21 protein-coding genes are annotated in these 18150 nt (G+C 36.9%); 3 read left to right on the forward strand and 18 right to left on the reverse strand.

What is annotated here, in order from left to right; translation table 11 throughout:
- Nucleotides 1–481: 481 nt before the first annotated feature.
- The 18 genes from K6V30_RS07140 to K6V30_RS07225 form a co-directional block, all read right to left on the reverse strand.
- Nucleotides 482–682, reverse strand: coding sequence for a hypothetical protein (locus tag K6V30_RS07140; protein WP_055269133.1), 201 nt, complete (start codon nt 680–682; stop codon nt 482–484).
- A gap of 210 nt (nt 683–892) precedes the next feature.
- Nucleotides 893–1123: a hypothetical protein gene (locus K6V30_RS07145; protein WP_055269135.1), complete on the reverse strand. Its 231-nt coding sequence runs from the start codon at nt 1121–1123 to the stop codon at nt 893–895.
- Nucleotides 1116–1463 carry a hypothetical protein gene (locus K6V30_RS07150; protein WP_055269136.1) on the reverse strand — a complete coding sequence of 116 codons (348 nt, stop codon included), beginning with the start codon at nt 1461–1463 and terminating at the stop codon, nt 1116–1118. Before K6V30_RS07150 ends, K6V30_RS07145 begins: the two co-directional genes overlap by 8 nt.
- Nucleotides 1464–1536: 73 nt before the next feature.
- Nucleotides 1537–1803 carry a hypothetical protein gene (locus K6V30_RS07155; protein WP_010538139.1) on the reverse strand — a complete coding sequence of 89 codons (267 nt, stop codon included), beginning with the start codon at nt 1801–1803 and terminating at the stop codon, nt 1537–1539.
- A 12-nt stretch (nt 1804–1815) separates the two neighbouring features.
- Nucleotides 1816–2421: a hypothetical protein gene (locus K6V30_RS07160; RefSeq protein ID WP_055269137.1), complete on the reverse strand. Its 606-nt coding sequence runs from the start codon at nt 2419–2421 to the stop codon at nt 1816–1818.
- Nucleotides 2422–2500: 79 nt separating this feature from the next.
- Nucleotides 2501–2902 (reverse strand): hypothetical protein, encoded by a 402-nt coding sequence (locus K6V30_RS07165; RefSeq protein ID WP_055269138.1) that lies wholly within the window; start codon nt 2900–2902, stop codon nt 2501–2503.
- 133 nt (nt 2903–3035) lie between these two features.
- Nucleotides 3036–3308 carry a hypothetical protein gene (locus K6V30_RS07170; protein ID WP_055269139.1) on the reverse strand — a complete coding sequence of 91 codons (273 nt, stop codon included), beginning with the start codon at nt 3306–3308 and terminating at the stop codon, nt 3036–3038.
- 147 nt (nt 3309–3455) lie between these two features.
- Nucleotides 3456–3758 (reverse strand): VRR-NUC domain-containing protein, encoded by a 303-nt coding sequence (locus K6V30_RS07175; protein WP_220388365.1) that lies wholly within the window; start codon nt 3756–3758, stop codon nt 3456–3458.
- Nucleotides 3700–4929 carry a DEAD/DEAH box helicase gene (locus K6V30_RS07180; protein WP_055269141.1) on the reverse strand — a complete coding sequence of 410 codons (1230 nt, stop codon included), beginning with the start codon at nt 4927–4929 and terminating at the stop codon, nt 3700–3702. The genes K6V30_RS07175 and K6V30_RS07180 overlap by 59 nt, the downstream gene beginning before the upstream one ends.
- A complete protein-coding gene (locus tag K6V30_RS07185; protein ID WP_055269142.1) occupies nt 4926–5465 on the reverse strand; it encodes a hypothetical protein in 540 nt (179 codons plus the stop codon). Before K6V30_RS07185 ends, K6V30_RS07180 begins: the two co-directional genes overlap by 4 nt.
- A gap of 44 nt (nt 5466–5509) precedes the next feature.
- Complete coding sequence (dnaB, locus tag K6V30_RS07190) at nt 5510–6910, reverse strand: replicative DNA helicase (protein WP_055269143.1); 1401 nt, start codon at nt 6908–6910, stop codon at nt 5510–5512.
- On the reverse strand, nt 6876–7553 hold the full coding sequence (locus K6V30_RS07195) for a DUF6291 domain-containing protein (RefSeq protein ID WP_055269144.1): 678 nt from the start codon (nt 7551–7553) through the stop codon (nt 6876–6878). Before K6V30_RS07195 ends, dnaB begins: the two co-directional genes overlap by 35 nt.
- Nucleotides 7550–7855 carry an AbrB family transcriptional regulator gene (locus K6V30_RS07200; RefSeq protein WP_055269145.1) on the reverse strand — a complete coding sequence of 102 codons (306 nt, stop codon included), beginning with the start codon at nt 7853–7855 and terminating at the stop codon, nt 7550–7552. Before K6V30_RS07200 ends, K6V30_RS07195 begins: the two co-directional genes overlap by 4 nt.
- Nucleotides 7856–7864: 9 nt before the next feature.
- Nucleotides 7865–8182, reverse strand: coding sequence for a helix-turn-helix domain-containing protein (locus tag K6V30_RS07205; RefSeq protein WP_224207270.1), 318 nt, complete (start codon nt 8180–8182; stop codon nt 7865–7867).
- A 168-nt stretch (nt 8183–8350) separates the two neighbouring features.
- The gene (locus tag K6V30_RS07210) at nt 8351–9376 is read right to left on the reverse strand and encodes a hypothetical protein (RefSeq protein WP_055269146.1); all 1026 of its coding nucleotides are present in this window, start codon (nt 9374–9376) and stop codon (nt 8351–8353) included.
- 27 nt (nt 9377–9403) lie between these two features.
- Entirely contained in the window at nt 9404–10423 is a 1020-nt protein-coding gene (locus K6V30_RS07215) for a hypothetical protein (RefSeq protein ID WP_055269147.1), read from the reverse strand.
- A gap of 12 nt (nt 10424–10435) precedes the next feature.
- Nucleotides 10436–11902, reverse strand: a complete 1467-nt coding sequence (locus K6V30_RS07220) for a site-specific integrase (protein WP_055269148.1) — start codon at nt 11900–11902, stop codon at nt 10436–10438.
- A 238-nt stretch (nt 11903–12140) separates the two neighbouring features.
- The gene (locus tag K6V30_RS07225; RefSeq protein WP_010536392.1) at nt 12141–12524 is read right to left on the reverse strand and encodes an MmcQ/YjbR family DNA-binding protein; all 384 of its coding nucleotides are present in this window, start codon (nt 12522–12524) and stop codon (nt 12141–12143) included.
- 152 nt (nt 12525–12676) lie between these two features.
- Here K6V30_RS07225 and K6V30_RS07230 point away from each other — a divergent pair, with 152 nt between their 5' ends.
- The 3 genes from K6V30_RS07230 to K6V30_RS07240 all read left to right on the forward strand — a co-directional run bounded on the left by K6V30_RS07230 (nt 12677) and on the right by K6V30_RS07240 (nt 18141).
- Entirely contained in the window at nt 12677–14158 is a 1482-nt protein-coding gene (locus tag K6V30_RS07230; protein WP_055269149.1) for a DUF3943 domain-containing protein, read from the forward strand.
- Nucleotides 14159–14407: 249 nt separating this feature from the next.
- Nucleotides 14408–15925, forward strand: a complete 1518-nt coding sequence (locus K6V30_RS07235) for a PCMD domain-containing protein (RefSeq protein ID WP_081030780.1) — start codon at nt 14408–14410, stop codon at nt 15923–15925.
- Nucleotides 15926–16185: 260 nt separating this feature from the next.
- The gene (locus tag K6V30_RS07240; protein ID WP_218050241.1) at nt 16186–18141 is read left to right on the forward strand and encodes a PCMD domain-containing protein; all 1956 of its coding nucleotides are present in this window, start codon (nt 16186–16188) and stop codon (nt 18139–18141) included.
- The last annotated feature ends 9 nt before the right edge of the window (nt 18142–18150 follow it).

Here is an 18150-nt window from a genome sequence, read left to right on the forward strand (position 1 = left end):
TTGCATATGTAGAATTTACGGATTTAGATTTTCCTTTGAGTAACCTTTGGGTTGTTTATCAAACTACCCTTGCCGTAATCTTGCCGTGATTTGCTTAATTATCCTTGTCAAAACCTTGCTACTTTTTGTTTTACCCTTATCCTAATCTTATCCTTGTTTTTGAGCTTATTCTTGATGTGATTTTAAATGAAAAAGCTAATAGAAGGCATAAAAAAGGGGGTCCCAAAATAGAAACCCCGAACGACTGGCAACGGTTGCGTATAGCTTCATACGCTCTTTATTTAGATTTATTCAAAATTAAATATTATACCCGACAATAGCAAATGATTTATTTTAAAACATCTGTATTACAATTTTTATTGCCTTATTAATAGCTTTCGCTTCATATAGAAGGTGATTGAGAATCACTTTTATAATCGGAATATATCTGCAAGGCTTGTTTTTTGTTTTGGCTTTGATAGTCTTATAATCATACTCACCTTTATTTAATTTTTTCGTATCCTATTAATGATATATCAAAGGATAAAGAGATATGAGTTGTATAAGCGTTTTCCCGTTCTTCATACGGTATCTCTTTCCCTTCCTTGTCAAAGTAGGTAAACAATGCTTTAGCGTCTACTTTACCTTTGTTTAACCAGTCTATAAGGACAGATGGATTTAACTTTTTTTCTTCTTTATACATGATATTCTCGTTTTACGTCCGATCCTTGCATTTTGAGTAGATCGGCACTACTTGTTATTACTTCAATATTTATATCATGATCAAAATTGATCTCCTTTCTTTCACGTAAGGTTCTTTCTCCATTTACTACCACATAAACAGAATAAAAGTGTTGCAAATCTTTAGGTTGTTTTCCCCGAGCTATTTGAAGCAAGAACTTCCTGTTATTTCTCATGACGTACCTCTCTTCCTTTTCTCGTAGGCTGCTATAACTTCTTCATCTGAACGAGTTTCTGCACGGTTTATACAAGGGAGAATAAAGCCTTTTTCATCTTTGCTTTCAGGATAAGATTTACAGCCAGAAAAGATATTTATTACTCCGTCTTTGACATAATACCAAATACAATAGATAGGATTTAAGCCTCTTATTGCAGCTTTTAGTTTATTACGGTTCTCATTCATCTCTATTTCCCTCCTGTAGCTTTAAAATCTTTTCTGCTATTCTATCAACAAACTCATCAGGAGCGGTATCTATAAGTTTTTCAAGCTGCTTGTACTCCGCTTCTGTCTGAGATTCTACATTTATAGCCTGTTGTTTAGGTAAGGCATAATTCAAAAGTCCAGTGTAAACCTTGATATACTCTTGCGGAGTTAAACGCCCCATTGATTGAACGAATTTATCACGGCCGCCATCTAAGATTTCAGCGATCCATGTTTTTAGATCTGTAGTAACCTTGTTTGGTGTACCGGCAATTCTTCCACCAAGTCGTCCTCTACCATCATTTTTCTTTCTTCCTGCCATATTACTACTTTTTACTACTTTAGTAAACCGGGCAGAGAATCAATAGAGCATCCCTGCCCGGGATTATCTAATATTATGCGTCTGGCAATCCCTGTGCCCAGTTACGGGCTAGTTCCTTGTCTGATACTGTAAAATCCTCTTTGTGGTATTCAATACCAAGATGTTTGCAGATCGCCTGATTCTCATACTCTGCATCCCGTTTCCATTTGTCAAACGGATTATTTGCCGGTTGAGGCTTTTCTATTCCTTCCACACTCGCAAAGAAGCCTAATCGGTTCGCTGGGCTTTCCTGTAACTTTCTTTGGAAAGCGTCAAAATTTTGTCTTTCTTCTGTAGTCATAATGATAATTCTTTAAATAAATTCGTATGCTTCTTTGTCCTCATGCAACTCTCCTTCATCGTCCAACCAGCACAAACATCTTCGGGAGTCATGTGAAGTCGTAATACCTTTCCCAAAGCAGGGGTTATCGGCAACAAAAGCGTTCAAATTATTAATGGTCTCCTTAACATCGTTGATAAGTTTTGTTGCATGGGTACGGGCTATTGTAGGAGAGATCATAAACTCCTGTGCTTTCCGTTCTGCCCATTTCTGGGAAAATACTACATTATTGCCCAACATCTCGTAGGCATCAACATCTAACGGCTTTGCTGTATGGTACAAAAGAGCTTTTCTTAGTTCATGTGCGTTCTCGGATATACAAGTTTGCAAACGTTCTAAAGTCTCTTTATAATCCTCTTCACGTTTAAAGGCAATTTTTATTCGAGAAGCATCTTTTTTCGCCATCTCTTCCGCTTGTTTAGTGAGCAAGGCACATACACCGGCCAAGTCATCAAGCTCTTTGGTTGAAATAGTAAATCCTGTTTCAGTCATGCGGCTTACAATAGCCTGTATATTATCAACATTATCTTCGTGGCGTTTGAGAACTCTCTCCAGTCCTTCTTTCTTAATTTCATTCATAGCTTTTTAATTTTAGTTTATAACTTCTATTTTGATTTATGCCGGGTAGATCATCCGAAGCAGACCTACCCGGTATTAGTTATACAATCTTTGCCAATAACGCAATCAGTTTTTCAAGGGATTCTCCTTCTATGTCGAAATTCGGTTCCAGTCCGTTGTTCTCCCAAAATTCCCTAGCATCCTCGTTTTTGTTAATCACAATGCAAGCGGTATTGCACGGTGTATCGTCTGGATTAATCCTTTGGCAGACAGAAATAGTTTCCATGTCGGTTTTCAATTCATATTCACCTTCAAGTGGTTCGGTTCCCAGCTTTAGTAACTGAATCCCAAGTTTACGGGCTTCTTCCGCATCAAGGTGTACGGTGTTCTCTTCCGTTATGAGTTCCTCGTGCTTTGTTTTGGTCACAAGGATTTCACCTTTATCACCTTTTCTTACATAAACATGTTTTTCTCCTTTTCCGAAAAACTCTTTCTGTTTCATAACTTATAAAATTTTAATTGTTAATAAAATGTTTGTTATCTAATTCTTTTGAAACCGTTAGACAAATGCCTATCCAGTAATACTTTTCCTCGTTTGATGAGCGTTTGCTTAAATGGTTCTTTTTTAAATAAGCCTACGAGGTTTTTATAAACCCATTATCTAAATAATATCTCGCTTGCTCATCTTTTGGGAATGTCAAAGCCCAAAAACCAAAGGCATTGTTATTGGGATAGCTAACACAGTTAAACCGTTTATTTATCTTGCGTTTGAACACTTCATAAACGATTGCTCCTCCTGGAAATATACGCTTGTATAAGTAAACTTCAGTTTGGGGATTATATCCGATTTGGATAAATCGCTCTTTGTTCTTAATGAACTCTTTCTTTAATTCTTTAATTGCTTCCATAACTTTTAAATGTTGCTCTCGCTCATTTTAAGGTGAGCGAAAATGATAATCTATTCTTTTTGGTACTCTTGCTCATCTGACAGGTGAAAGTGGTTTTCGCTCGCTTTATTGGGGCTGAATATATTTTGCTTGTCAAATTTCGATAGTTCATTCTCTTCTTACTTCACATTCAAACCCTAGGTTTCTCAATTCATTCATCCGGTATTCTTGTAAAGGTCTGGGCTTTTCTTTCGGTCTTTTCACCTCGATAAACAACGCCTTCCCGTTTTTTAGGCATAACAGGTCAGGAATACCCGGTTTATTCGTGAGAATCAATTTAACCACATAATAACCTTCTGCCTCTAACCGTTTGATGATCCGGCTTTGTATCTTGCTTTCTAGTTCTGCCATATCATCTACTTTTGTTTTGACGTTTGAAGTAATACGAGGCAGTGAATGATTCTTTTCCATGTACCGCTTCCAGTATCTTGCTTTCAATCCCGCAGTCAGAGCAAAGAAAGTAAACGTCTGCCGGGCTGGTACGTTCTTTTGAAACTAGACGGTTCTTGCCTTGCTCGTATGATAGATAACTAAATTCGAGATTAAAGAAAATCAAAGCATCTGCTGTATCAAGTCTCACACCTTCACGTGCCCGGCGAACTTGCGATATGAAGACTTTGTTTGATGAGACTTGAAACTCTTCCGGGCTGTCCGTCCAGTTCGGGAAGACAGACTGCAATAACTCCGCTTCGGATTGGTACACGTAAAACAATGCAATTTTCCGGTCTTTAAAATAGCTCTTCACAAAATCCGCCTTACTGCTGTCAAATATCAAATGCTCACCATTTTCGGAAATTACACTTCCGGAAGATAGTTGATGTAATTTAGTCAAAAGCTTTGCCGGTGAATCTCCTAGAACAGTATAGCAGCTGATGTCTACAACCAAATCGTTTTGTAATCTCCTGATATATTCTCTGGTCCTGTCTTCCATCTGTACCTGCAATATGTGCTCGTTGATATTCACCTCAAATCCCGCCTGTTCTTGGGAGTAAGAGATAAACAGGTTTCTAGTATCATTGTCTATCTTTGGTTTGTTGGCGCATGAGTAGTCGTTTATGAGATACCCGTTTACTCTCTTCTGCCGTGTGTATACGTACTCTTTCGCCCATTTATAGAAACTTTTATAGCTTTTCCACGGTGATTTGCTGCATACCCAGAATTGGTGATACAGTTGTGAATAGCTTTCGGGTGAAGGTGTGCCGGACAAATAAAGCACGGGCAAACCTTCGCAAATGGTCCTTATCTCCTGTGTACGCTTGCTTGGCTTGGGATATGCTCCCAGTGAATGGGCCTCATCAATTATCACAAGGTCGTACTTTCCTGTCACCTTGTGGCTGCTTTCAAAATTGACAACTTCCAGCTTAAAAGATGGTTGTAATGCGATATAGTCGTTTTTTACGCTGGGGATGGCTTTTAGCTTGGTGATGAATAAAACTCTTTTTGCGTTGAATTTATCAGCGGCATATAAAGCCGTGAGCGTTTTCCCTGTCCGGCATTCCATCGATAGGTAGCAGCATCCGAAAGCTGTTAGTTTATTGGCCGCCTGGATAGCGATGTTATTTTGATATTCTCTTAGTTTCATAGATTTTTCTTTGTTTTATTGAACATGAATGAAGGAATATACTTCCCTATGTTTTCATTGATGATTTGCTGTCTTTTCCTGTACTTCTGTATTTTTTTACCGTAGAGTGTTATTTTCCCACGGTATAATGGTTTCCCGTACTTCTTGCGAGGATCATCCAACTTGCCTAACTTGCGGAAGAATATATTTTGCTTATTTTCCATTTGGACACTATAGACATGATTAAATGCGTACCGGCTTGCTATGATATTTTCGTCTAAAAATAGTTTGCGACATTTGCGCCTTGTGTATGGACAAACAAAATACCACACATAGCCCTGTCCTAAATTACTGGGCTCTTTTCTTAACTCTATCTTCTCCTGCTTTTTCTTCCCATTATACTCCCATAGAAAGACACATATTTGTTTCTCTAGCGAAAAAACGATAGTGTATTGCACTCCATTGGCAGTAAAACTTGCCGATCCTTCAGAAAGCCTGAACAGCTCTTTTAGGTCTGATAGTGCAATGTGCGGATTATGATCTATTATTACTTTCATCTTTCTCAATCTACTAAATACTTAGACAATAAAATCAATGTTCATTAGAAAGGATTGTTTTCTGTATAACCTTTCGTATCGTAGTCGAATATCTTTGTAAGGGAACCGTTGTGTTTGAATTTGACAGTTCCGACAGAACCGTTTCGATGCTTGGCTATAATCAATTCACCATAGTTGTAAATCTCATGTCCGGATGAATCTTTTATACTAATCCCGTAATATTCCGGGCGATGAACAAAAATAACCATGTCCGCATCCTGCTCAATGGCTCCTGACTCCCGAAGATCAGCAAGAATAGGTTTCTTATCTGTCCGCTTGTCTACTTCCCGGTTGAGCTGTGACAGAAGGATAACAGGTACATTCAATTCTTTAGCGATAATCTTTGCTTCCCGGGACATCCGGGCTATTTCCTGTTCTCTGTTTCTTGTCCCATTTGAGCTCTCAGTTATCAGCTGTAGATAGTCTATTATCACCATCCCACAGTTATTTTGCTGATGATATGAACGACACATCGCACGGATGTAACTCATACCTATAGCTGCATTATCGTTTATTGTTATCGGTAAGCTGTATAAAGTTCCTCCTATTGCCTTATCTATTTGCAGTAGCTCATCTTGGCTTATATTTCCGGACCTTAATTTGCTGGGGTGTACATTGGATTCTGAAGCAATGAAACGTTCATACAGGCTGACAGAATCCATTTCTAAAGAGAAAATGACTACCGGAATACCTTGTCTAGCTGCTGACTTTCCAAAATGTAGAGAAACAGCAGTTTTTCCCATGGCCGGACGTGCAGCCAATACTATCAACTCGCCACCATGCCAACCGGAATTCATATCGTTAAGGTCCTGTAATCCGGTTGTTATCCCTGTCTGCTGCCCGCTGCTATACATCCCCATCTTCCTCTCTATGTTTTTTAATGCGGATTGTGCAATGTCTTTAAATGACTGGGATTCACTTTGCCCGATTAAATCCTGCTGCATTTGCTCTAAGGCTTTCCCTGCATTGAAAAGGATATCGCCGATATCTTCCGTGTCGTCATAGGCTTGTTGTTGGAGTATATGGGATAATTCAATGACCTTCCGTTGCAGGTATTTCTGCTTTACCATCAGGGCATGCTCTACAACATGAAATGAATCATATCCATAATTGGAAGTTTCTGCGATGAAATGGAGTGGCACTTCGTCAATCTTACCCATTGAACGGATTTCATTTGATACTGATACTATGTCACACGGTTTATTGTTTGCATAAAGCGACTGGATAGCATCATACAATACAGCATACCGGTTATCATAAAACATATCTTTGTTCAATTCGGGAGATATGGCATCGAATACCTTGTCACCGCCAAAGCTAAGAAGTGAACCGATAACAGCCTGTTCTGCTTCGGGTGTATGTGGCATTCCTTTAATTGGGGACAATATAGACTTGTTTGTTTTCATCCTGTACCTCCTTTCTTCCGTGATTCTGCCACCAATAAGTAAACCTTCTCTTTGCATCCGATATATTCGATATACTCCGTTCTTCTCCGATTGAAACGATATAAGCTATGAACTTATCTAACTGGTCGGGAAGCATAGAAATGAAAGATACGCCTAAAGTAGATTGCATACAGACAGATTCTTTCCATGTTTGGTCGGATAATAGTTGCTCTTTGATTGATTGAAGATCGAAAACTTTATTCGCTCCCTCTCTCACACTCTCTCTCTTATATAGAGAGACACTATCACTATCATTATCACTATCATTATCACTATCAGCTACGTTTGCTACGTTTTGTTCGCATTTGCTAGCATTTGCTACGTTTGCTACGTTTTGCTTAGCATTTGCTACCTTTTGCTTACCTCCTTTACTTCCGGCTTCTCTTCTGCGTTCACAAACTGCTTTATACTTTTCTGTGTCCCGGTCTATTTGTTTCTTTATTACCGAAAAAAGAAGTTTGACCATACCGTCATTACTGGATATCTCTTCTTCATCACTAGCATATCTCACTACTGAACGAAATAAAGTTCCTACTTGCTCGTTAGTGAGTAAATCTAATTGGTCCTCTATATCACAGTGTATAACAAAAGACTTTCTATTCATTTTGTGCCTCCTTTCCAATCAATAGGCATTTGCCGGTCCGGCTCTAACCAATATAGCTTTCTTCTATCGTCCAGACGAACGTCTTTAATGTTCCAGCCTTCATCATTACGAAGGGTGGAGATTACACGTCTGGCGTCATTCGAATTTGTTTCAGCGTTGATTTCTCTTGCCGTTACTTTCCGGCCAGATAAGAAAATAGATCGTACCTGTTGGATTATTCGAGATGATTTGTTATCTTTGCTCCTGTCGTGGAGGAGATTGGCAGTCGTGGAGGCTGCCTTTTTCTTTTCTTTCATAGTCATGCCCCTTTCTTATTTAGTGGTATCTATGTAGTGATCCTCCATGAATTTCTCTAAGTCGGCACGTTTCACATAGATTTTTCGCCCGAACTGGCTGAAAGGGATTCTTCTTTCATCTCGATAGGTTTGCCAAGTTTTAGCCGATATTCCAAGTCTTTTTCTTACTTGGGTGGATTCTATCCATTGGCTATTAACTTCTTCTTCTGATTTCTTTTGAAGAAGGCTTTTTACTTCTCTTACTTCGTCCATCAATCCATTAAGAAAAGATTGTGGAACTACCGCCATTGAGAGGGGGGCCGGTGCATTACTTTCATTTACCATTTGCATCATATATTTACAGGTTAAAACTTAATTCTGATTGCTGTGATGCAAATGTAATATAATGTAATTTCCTTTATTTCAGTTGTTTGTGGAATATAAATGCAAAAAGTGCATCCCTAATTTATTCTATTTTTGGAATAAATTAGGGATAAAATGAGATGTATTTTATTCTAGTTCTTAAAAAGGAGAAAATTCCTTGTTGTTTAACTTGTAGGAGTTAATCCTATCTTTAGCGTAATCTTTGTTTGCGTTTGCTTGTTTGTGATAATTGTTTATTAGTGCTTTTATGTATGATTCTGGTGTAGTACTATTTCGTTGGCTATCAATATCATCTATTAAATTGAAATGCCTTAGACATTCATAAATAAGTCTACAGTGAGAATTTTTTAGTTTCATTTTACTAATATCATTTTCCTTATTACTAAAGATAAATTCCTCTAAATTAGCAAGATAATATAGCCTTATTGCTAATTTTGCTACTCGGTTGTTTTTCCGTCGTGCACCAGGTCTAGTTTTTAATCTGTTTTTTAAACATTGCAATCTATCCAGTAAAAGTTCTCTGGATATTTCTCTTTCGATTGTATGGCTGTAGGCATAATCTTCAATAATGTCGTTTGTTACGTATTCTTTGGGATTTTCCCAATTGATTTCTTCTGATTCAGAAGTGAAAAACTCATAATTAACGATACGTTGTTTGCAATATTGTTGGATCCAAGTGATGTCTCGCTTATTTAATAAGATTTCTTTAGCTTCATCAAATGTATATTTAGAAAACTGCAATCCAGTTTCTTTGAACCGTTTTAACAAACTAGATTTAATATCTTCAATGTATACGCAACTCGTGATTTTACAAGTGTTTTTCGCATCTTTTAGCGTACATGTTGTTTGTTCGATATCTGCCTTAAAAAAGAAAAGTAGTGCTTGTATAAGGTCAATATTATTTTTAATGGTTTTAATATTCTTTTCTACTATACTTATAGGCTGTTGGGCTTTTATATTGTTCTCGTTAAAAGCAATATACATCCAAAGCAACGCAGTGTATGGCTCTATTTCTGTTTTGAATGTAATCCTTTTAAATTCTTCATAATTATAATTGGGGAATGTTTTAATATAATTGCCCAGAATATTTTCGGATATTAGCTTGTCATTTCCGAAGCATAAATCGAAATACACTTTATTGTTTCCTGTAAGTTTCTTAATCATTTTTTATAGGTATTATAAGGTTTCGTTTTAAAAAGGTAATGGCTTAGCAAAAATTAATTTGTATTTTTTACTTTCCTTGAATAATGCTTTTACATATTGAATTTCAGGATATTTATTACAGATATTAGTCCACCCCTTTTTTACCTCATCTTCAATAAATCCCCAGTATTCTAAACATTCATAGGCTGTTTTTAGTTGTTTATTTGTTGCCTGTAATCCATATTTCTCAAGCACGAGTAATGCCGCATGAGATTGTATGTTTTTTATAGGACGCCCTTTTTTATTGTATCTTTTTATACCTTCTTGCAAATCATTGATTACTGTTTGAATTTGTTCTAGGGTAATATTTTCGCATACAGTTAGATTTTCTTCGGCGAAGGTTTCTATTACATTATCTGGGGGAGTGCTTTTATAAAAATGGTCCATAAATTCACTAAAGGAAACGCCATAATTGTCACATATCCATTTGGTTGTCCCTGTTACTTCTTCTACACTATAGTCATATTCAGGGTAGGAAAAGGCTGTATTTAGTATATCTTTAGCTTCCTCGTATAACATGGGTACTAAGTCTAAGCCATATAACCTATATAGTTTTTCAACTTCTGCTTCAATTTGATCTTTTATAAAAGATGGAAGTCTGTATTTTTGTTTGGCATTACTAATATTTATTCCATTGGTATCTGCTCTTAAAATCATCAAAGAATTGGCAATGTCTAGTTTCTTTTGTAAAGAATCTAAGCAATTTTTTCTAGCAGATTCCGACAAAGATTCAGCGTTCCCGTATTTTACTATAGCTAAATCTTGATAAATATTCTCGGAATATGATTCAAATTCAGTTTTTAGTAAGATGCGTAGAAAATCATTTTTGTGACCTTCTGATATGAGATTTAAGAGTTTTAAATTCTTTGGTTCAGTTTTTTGTTCTGTAGGTATTGCTATCTTTTCCACTCTTAAAATATCTTCTCTTTTTTGAGTGTGTATATCTTCTTGTTTTATAGCAGCTTCAAATGCAAGTTCTGTTATTTTTTTGCTCGCTTCATCTTCCATATCTATATCTTTTTATTTTTCAATTCTTTTAAGTATATCCCTTAATTTATCAGGAGCGATCCCCTGAAGTTGTTTTATTAATAATTCTTCATCAATATTATTGGTGTCAAATACTTGTTTCATTGTTGCATCCTGACTTGTTGTATCAAACTTAGAAAGATAAGCTTCTGTTATTTTTAGAGATGAATGTCCTAAAGCCTTTGAAATATCGTACACGTTAGCTTTCTTCTGCCTGGCAATGTTTGCAAATGAATGCCGTGCAATGTGCATGCTTATCTTTTTGGTAATTCCTGCCATTTCTGCCATTTTATTCAAATACTTATTTAATAAGCTGTTTTTACTATTGACTTGTTGAAGAAGATGTTTCTTTACTTCATGTGGTAGTCGTTCTTTATCTTCCCACGTGATAGCTTTTGCATAGTTTGCATTATTATCTAATAGCGGAAATATATAATTGGATGTTCGGTTTTGTAAGTCTGTGTACTTTGTTATTATTTCCAAAGCCTCAGGAAGAAGAAGTATCTCTTTTGTAGTAGCTGTTTTATCCATACGGTAACTAATACGCCAGTCTCCATGCTCATATAGTATGTTTGTTCCTCTTAACTGAATTAGATCACCGGCTCTCATTCCTGCACAATAAAATGCTAGCAGGAAGCAGTTGCGAGAATGCCATATTAAGCTATTTTCTTCTAAACTCAATTTTTTCAATAGTTCTATTTCTTCCCAAGTTAGCTTTTCTTTATTGGTATCAATGGTTTCACACTCGAAGTCGTCAAAAGGGTTATCTTTAATTGATAGTCCTTTCTCTTTGAGTTCTATTCTGCCTTTATTGTAGAGGCTTTTAAAATTGTCAAACTGCTTGCTTATAGTGTTCTGATGCAAGGTTAGTTCAGCGTTTTTTGAGTTTGGGATTTTCTTAAGGTAGGCTTTGAATTTATTTAAAAAAGACAAAGTGATTTCGTTGAAAAGTAAATCCTTTTTGAGTTTACCCAGATGTATTTCTAATTCCTTTCCATTTCGAGGGATAGTAAGGATGCTTTCAGGATTTACTCCATTGATGAAGAATTTTAATTTGTTCAGAAGGGTGATGTACTTTGTGTATGTTCGGTATTCTCCTGACTCATAGGTGCTTTTTGCAAAAGACTCTGCGAAGGAAATAAATGAAAATACATTTGATTCTGTATTAATTCCAGATATAACTTTTTCAGACGTAACTGCTCCATTGTTGGCAAGTTCTTCGTAAGTCTTCTTTGCCTTCTCTATGGTTTTAGATAATGTTTGATTCCAAACTTTAGAATTAGGTTCAGATGGTCTTATCCAATTATCCCCTTTTGGGGTTGGATTCCAGTCAGATTTTCTGTTTACCTCAACTGGCGTTTTGAATTTCTTTCTCTTTCCATTGACTGTCACACGGAGGAAAACGGCATATTTGCCATTTCTTGAAGGTTTGTCATTAAGCTCAAATCTGTATGTTGCCATAACTTCCGTTTTTATATCTGGCAAATATAATGATATCTAATTTTACGGGCAAATTTACGGGCAATTATTTGTTATTCTATTACATTTTATTACCTTTGCATTGTTTTTTGGATTTCTTATTATGTTGTTTTATAAGTAGTTATAAATGTGTTTTAATATGTTTGAATGTAACTATATTAGTCCCGCTTCGAGTACGAGTATTCTTTATTGCCTGTAGATCCTTGATTTACAGGCTTTTTTATTCTTTGGCTGCTGAGACAATCTCCTCCCGTACTTTCTTTGGCAAGCCTTTCACAACGATATCATAAGATTTCTGTACCAGTTCCCGTATCTTCTCGTCCGGAACGTCCTGATTGAAGTAGGCACTAATCCAATACTTCTTATTCATGTGCCATCCCGGCTTTATGCCCAGATACGCAGCCTGTAATTCCAGTGATTCGTTCGGATTACATTTAATACAGCAGAAGTCGAATATTTCGATGTTTACAAAGCAGAACCATTTATCTGCTACATAAAAACAGAGTACGTCGCGGCTATATGGGTCGGGTACATCGGTAAACGGCATCCTCTCATGGACGCCATTGAGTGATAAGCAGTATTCTCTGAACTCTTCAATATTCATTTTGGCATTTTTTTAAAGGATGGTGTAAAGATACAAATTGTATGTTTAACGGGAGAAACCTCATTGGTCAAAAAAAGAATAATATTGTCCGATTAGAGGGAATCTTCCTGTCATAAGATATAAAACTCGACTTTTTTATCTATGTTTGTGGCATGAAGAAGTCAGTATTTTTCCTGTTTATATCTTTGATATTTACTAGTTTAGCCTATCCTCAACTGGCTATACGACATCAGATTGCTAGCCCAAAGGCAGCTGATTCACTGGATATTTCCTATTATTCTCAAAAGAGAGGAATCCGTGCGGGAGCGATGGCGTTTGGCGTCAATATGGGCGTCTGGGCTTTCGACCGCTACATCCGGAAAGCGGATTTTGCTTATATCGATATGCATACAATCAAGGAAAATATTAAGCATGGCTTTGTATGGGATAATGATGCCATGGGTACAAATATGTTCATGCATCCTTATCATGGCAGTCTGTACTTCAATGCCGCCCGCTCGAATGGATATAATTACTGGCAGTCAGGCTTGTATGCTTTCGGTGGGAGTTTCATGTGGGAGATGTTTATGGAGTGTGAATATCCTTCTGCCAACGATATCATAGCGACACCGATTGGCGGAATGGCATTGGGCGAAGTGTTCTATAGAACTTCCGATCTTATTCTCGATGACCGGAAGACCGGTGCTTCCCGTTTTGGGCTGGAATTTGCCTCGTTTGTGGTTTCTCCTATGCGTGGTCTTACCCGTATTATCAACGGAGATGCCTGGAAAAGACGCTTAACATCGGGCAAGCAATTTGGTGTGCCCGATGTTAGTGTGGATATTTCTATGGGAGTGCGTGCGCTTGAATTGGAAGATGAAATCTTTGATAAGGGTGTCGGGTTTGCCACCGAACTGGATGTAGAATATGGAGATCGTTTTGATGCGGATGACAGGAAGCCGTATGATTATTTCTCTGTGAAGGCAAAATTGAATGTGCAGAAGTCGCAACCGATATTGGGACAGTTGAATATTGTGGGACGGCTGGCAGGCAGAGAACTGGTCGATAATAAAAAGCACTATCTGAGTTTGGGGCTTTATCAGCATTTTGACTACTATGATTCGGACACCATATCGAGCGTTTCGGCAAAAACTCCTTATAAGTTTTGTACGCCGGCTTCGTTTGGTGCCGGATTTATCTATAAGCGTAAACTGCTTAAACGTTGGGATATAGACGGATATGCTCATCTGAATGGGATTCTTCTCGGAGGTGCTCTCAGTGATTATTACAGGGTGGAGGAGCGCAATTATAACCTGGCAAGCGGTTATAGTACGAAAGTCGGGTTTAATTTCATCTATAAGAAAGATAAGTTTTCGGCATCTACTACTTACGATGTCTATCATATGTTTACCTGGAAAGGATATCCTAACAATATGGATTGGGAAAATTATAATCCGAAAACGCTGAATGCACAAGGAGACCGTTCAACGGCAATTCTTCATGCCACCGGGTTACGCTTGGATGTCAAGCTACGAAAAGGAGTGTATCTGACCGGAGCTTATATGAACTATACGCGGACTACGCGATATAAACATTATGATAATGTCTTTTCCAGCACGTCAGAAGGGTGCCTTATGTTGACCTGCAAATTATAATATGCTTTGGCTTTTGTATGAAAAAAAGATGTTCTTTTATGTGCTGCCAATCTTCCGTTTTTTCTTCTTACTTATGAATGGAATATTAATATTGGGACTAATAATTCTGCGTATTTATAATATCATTATTTAATATATTAAGAATGGAACATACAATGCCAAGAATGGCACTTGTGATGGTTAATTTAAATCTTTTACTTTGCATGATTTTATGTGATAAAAAAGAATTAATAATTAACTATGAAGATTATGAAGAAAAGATTGTTGTATTTGTTCATGCTTATTTGTTCAGTAAGTCTATTCACAAGTTGTGGTGACGACGATGATGACGTGAAATATCCGGTTGACAGTGAACTTGCAGGTGCATATAAGGGAACAATGGATGTATATTATGTGGGTGTATCTACTCCTATTACTTCTGATATGGTTCAGAAAGTTTATATTTCAAAGGCTTCGGATACTGCTGTTAAGCTGGAATTGAAGAACTTTACTATTACCGTTGCGGGTTCCGAACTTCTCATTGGTGATATTACTGTCGATAATTGTGCTTTGACAAAAAGCGGTGACACTTATAAGTTTGCTGGTAATCAAACATTGAGTCTTGTTGTGGGTTCATGCAATACATCCGTTTCGGGTACAGTTGGTAAGAATGCTGTTGAAATGGTAATTGATGTAGATGTAGAAGGCGGAATGAAGGTGAAGGTTAACTATAAAGGAACTAAACTGTCAGGAAGTGAAAACTCAGAGGCAAAAATAACAGGTTTTACTATCGACAATGAGGTTGTGACAGTAGCACCGATTATCGACGAAGAAAAGAGTGTTATTACATTTAAGGTAAATGACGAAGCTACTGCTGATGATTTGAAGGCATTGGTGCCTGTTGTCACTGTATCAGAAAAGGCTACTGTAACTCCGGCAAGTGGTGTTCCGCAGGATTTCTCCGGTGGAAAAAGCGTTGTCTATACAGTGGTTTCAGAAGACGGGACCTCAAGAAAATATACAGTTTCTATCGAAGGTGTTCAGAATATCATGAGATATTCTTTGGATGAATGGTCAGAATTTGATGCAGGCAGCAGTTATGATAACTATTGGACTCCGGAACCTGCCGGATTCTTAGCTACTTCTAATGGTGGTGCTAAAATGCTGAATGGATCATCTTCAGCTGTCAAAGTTGGCTATCCTGTGATGAAAGAAACTGAAGGTTTCAATGGTGGAGCTGCCAAATTGGTAACATTGGATTCCAGAGGACATGCTTTAGGTAGTTTGGCACCTATTACTTCCGGTTCTTTATTTACAGGAGTATTCAGTCTTAATATGCTTGCGCCTTTAAAATCTACGAAGTTTGGTATTGCTTATGACAAGGAGCCTAAATTATTTAAAGGTGTATATAAATATAAAGCCGGAACTAATTATATCGATGGTTCTAAAAAACCGGTAGAGGAAGGTCTTGATGTCGTAGATGAGTGCTCTATTGCTGCGGTATTGTATGAGGCTAAAGATGCCAGTGGCAAAGATGTGACTCTCACGGGAGTAGACATCAATACTTCAGAATATCGTGTAGCAGAAGCTCGTTTGAAAGATGGTACGGACAAAGAAGCATGGACTGCTTTTGAACTTACTTTTGAATACTTCCCTGATAAAGTTTATGATAGTACTAAAGAGTATAAACTGGCTATCGTTTGTTCTTCAAGCAAGGAAGGTGATAAGTTTAGAGGAGCTGCTAATAGTACGTTGATCGTTGATGAACTGGAGGTCGTTGGCGAATAATGAAATAAGCTTCCTTTAAAATAGGATATAGTATAGAATATAGAATAGGCTGGACTCAATTATGGGTTCAGCCTATTTGATTTGTATACTTCAATCTGAATATTAAAACTTAGAAAGCCTCCAAAATATGAGAAAGAGCTTCTAGTATCTTAAAAATAGATCATAAAATACAAAGAATGGACCTTGTAGTAGTTAAAATAAAGATGTTACTTTGCATCCGATTTTGTGATAAAATGGAGTAATAACTAAATTAGAGAATTATGAAGAAAAATTTACTGTTTTTATTGATGCTCATTTGCTCAATGAGTTTATTTACAGCTTGTAATGATGATGATGATAATGGTGGTGAAGGCCCTCAGCTAGGAAAAGATATTGCTGGTACTTATAATGGAGAGTTATCCGTTGTATCATCAGAAGCTAAAGCTTCCAGGCAACAAGTATTCATTACTCCTAATGGAGCAAATGATGTAACTTTGGAACTTAAAAATATTTCTATTAATATGATAGTAGATGATAACCCTACATCAATAGAAATAGATGATATACAATTTCCTAATGTGGCTGTAGAGGGAGATAATACTTTGGTTCAATTAAAAGAATCCAAAATTGCTTTATCGCATCCTTCTTTGGGTGAATTGGAAGTAACAGCAGCAGGAACTGTTCAATCGCAGAAATTAGACTTAAACTTCTCTGTTAAGGTAAAAGACCCAGCGGAAAGTATTAATGTTGTATTTGCCGGTGAGAAGTTGAGTTCGGAAGTCGATATAAAAGACTATGCTCAAGAAGTTGCAGGATGGTATGCACGTAAAGAACTTACTATAACAGGAATCGAGATTGAGGCTAAATGGCCAACTGATGGTATAGAAGTTGTTTATAATAAGTATAACCAAATTTCTATTAAGCCATTTTATATAAGTTTCCCATGGGGAACTAATGACACTAGGCAGATTGATATTAAATCTGCAAGATTAATAAATACAGCAACAGGAGTAGAGATTGAAGAAATTCATCAGGCTTTGACTGATAAAAGAGGTGATGCTACATTGGATTTCTCCGGTAAGTTTGAAAATGGAGTTTTGACTCTGAATATGACTATTACTAATGAGGAAAATACAGCTCATTATGTATTTACTGCTGACCAAAAGAAAACAGGTGCTGCAATTGAAAAGATGATAATCAATAGTGATGTTGTAACTTTACAGCCAGAGATCGGTGAAGTAAGTAGCAATAAGGCTAATATTGTATTTTATATAAAAGAAGGTACAAGTGCCGAGAAGTTGTCATTGGTTCCAGAGTTTGAAGTTTCTTCAGGAGCTACACTTTATTATGGTGATGCGGTTTATGAGAAAGGTACAGCAATAGATTTTTCTAAAGAACAAAAATTTAAAGTAACAGCTGAAAGTGGAAAAACAACTGTTACATATACAGTGAATACTGCTGTAATGGACGATTTCTCATTTAAGACAAACTTTGATGGAGAGTGGGAACGGAAGAGTTACAATAACGAAGGCAAGATAGTGTTTGATGAACCGGGCGAAGGATGGGCTACTTCTAATGGAGGAGTTGCTTATATTAAAGGAATGCATGGTTTTTTACAATGTTATGCTCCTGATAAACCGAATGCAGTGACTATATCAAATGAAAGTAAATCAGGTAAGGCGGCTCGTTTAGAAACCTTGGATACTACAGGAAAGTTTGCTTTTATAACTTCTGTTCCTAAAGTTACTTCTGGTTCTGTATTTTCGGGAGTTTTTGTTGTAGACCCTGTTAATACTTTGAGGAGTACTAAATTTGGTTATCCTTGTTTCAAAAAGCCTGTTGCTTTCAAGGGATCTTATAAGTTTACTGCTGGAGAAACGTATTATACTTGTCCTGATCCTTCTAAGGCTCACATCTTTGAAAAAGATGATACGAAAAAAGATTTGCCTGCTATGAATGCTGTATTATATGAGGTAAACAACTATGCTTTCGACTTCCTAGACGGTACAAATTTATTGACTTCTGATAAAATTGTAGCAATTGCTTCAGTAGATGGTAAAGAACAGACTGAATATACTAACTTTGATGTGAAATTTACATTCAAGGAAGGCAAGAGTTTCGATACTACTAAAAAGTATAAACTGGCAATCGTTTGTTCTTCAAGTAAAGATGGAGATAAGTTTAGCGGTGCTCCGGGTAGTGTGCTTTATGTCGATGATTTAGAAGTTACTTTTTAATATATTTAG

The sequence above is a fragment of the Bacteroides faecis genome (assembly GCF_020091505.1).
GTDB lineage: Bacteria > Bacteroidota > Bacteroidia > Bacteroidales > Bacteroidaceae > Bacteroides > Bacteroides faecis.

What these genes read in the sequence shown, in the direction of transcription:
- K6V30_RS07140 (WP_055269133.1), bottom strand. Translation starts at nt 682, where the DNA reads ATGTATAAAGAAGAAAAAAAGTTAAATCCATCTGTCCTTATAGACTGG.
- K6V30_RS07145 (WP_055269135.1), bottom strand. Translation starts at nt 1,123, where the DNA reads ATGAATGAGAACCGTAATAAACTAAAAGCTGCAATAAGAGGCTTAAAT.
- K6V30_RS07150 (WP_055269136.1), bottom strand. Translation starts at nt 1,463, where the DNA reads ATGGCAGGAAGAAAGAAAAATGATGGTAGAGGACGACTTGGTGGAAGA.
- K6V30_RS07155 (WP_010538139.1), bottom strand. Translation starts at nt 1,803, where the DNA reads ATGACTACAGAAGAAAGACAAAATTTTGACGCTTTCCAAAGAAAGTTA.
- K6V30_RS07160 (WP_055269137.1), bottom strand. Translation starts at nt 2,421, where the DNA reads ATGAATGAAATTAAGAAAGAAGGACTGGAGAGAGTTCTCAAACGCCAC.
- K6V30_RS07165 (WP_055269138.1), bottom strand. Translation starts at nt 2,902, where the DNA reads ATGAAACAGAAAGAGTTTTTCGGAAAAGGAGAAAAACATGTTTATGTA.
- K6V30_RS07170 (WP_055269139.1), bottom strand. Translation starts at nt 3,308, where the DNA reads ATGGAAGCAATTAAAGAATTAAAGAAAGAGTTCATTAAGAACAAAGAG.
- K6V30_RS07175 (WP_220388365.1), bottom strand. Translation starts at nt 3,758, where the DNA reads ATGGAAAAGAATCATTCACTGCCTCGTATTACTTCAAACGTCAAAACA.
- K6V30_RS07180 (WP_055269141.1), bottom strand. Translation starts at nt 4,929, where the DNA reads ATGAAACTAAGAGAATATCAAAATAACATCGCTATCCAGGCGGCCAAT.
- K6V30_RS07185 (WP_055269142.1), bottom strand. Translation starts at nt 5,465, where the DNA reads ATGAAAGTAATAATAGATCATAATCCGCACATTGCACTATCAGACCTA.
- dnaB (WP_055269143.1), bottom strand. Translation starts at nt 6,910, where the DNA reads ATGAAAACAAACAAGTCTATATTGTCCCCAATTAAAGGAATGCCACAT.
- K6V30_RS07195 (WP_055269144.1), bottom strand. Translation starts at nt 7,553, where the DNA reads ATGAATAGAAAGTCTTTTGTTATACACTGTGATATAGAGGACCAATTA.
- K6V30_RS07200 (WP_055269145.1), bottom strand. Translation starts at nt 7,855, where the DNA reads ATGACTATGAAAGAAAAGAAAAAGGCAGCCTCCACGACTGCCAATCTC.
- K6V30_RS07205 (WP_224207270.1), bottom strand. Translation starts at nt 8,182, where the DNA reads ATGATGCAAATGGTAAATGAAAGTAATGCACCGGCCCCCCTCTCAATG.
- K6V30_RS07210 (WP_055269146.1), bottom strand. Translation starts at nt 9,376, where the DNA reads ATGATTAAGAAACTTACAGGAAACAATAAAGTGTATTTCGATTTATGC.
- K6V30_RS07215 (WP_055269147.1), bottom strand. Translation starts at nt 10,423, where the DNA reads ATGGAAGATGAAGCGAGCAAAAAAATAACAGAACTTGCATTTGAAGCT.
- K6V30_RS07220 (WP_055269148.1), bottom strand. Translation starts at nt 11,902, where the DNA reads ATGGCAACATACAGATTTGAGCTTAATGACAAACCTTCAAGAAATGGC.
- K6V30_RS07225 (WP_010536392.1), bottom strand. Translation starts at nt 12,524, where the DNA reads ATGAATATTGAAGAGTTCAGAGAATACTGCTTATCACTCAATGGCGTC.
- K6V30_RS07230 (WP_055269149.1), top strand. Translation starts at nt 12,677, where the DNA reads ATGAAGAAGTCAGTATTTTTCCTGTTTATATCTTTGATATTTACTAGT.
- K6V30_RS07235 (WP_081030780.1), top strand. Translation starts at nt 14,408, where the DNA reads ATGAAGAAAAGATTGTTGTATTTGTTCATGCTTATTTGTTCAGTAAGT.
- K6V30_RS07240 (WP_218050241.1), top strand. Translation starts at nt 16,186, where the DNA reads ATGAAGAAAAATTTACTGTTTTTATTGATGCTCATTTGCTCAATGAGT.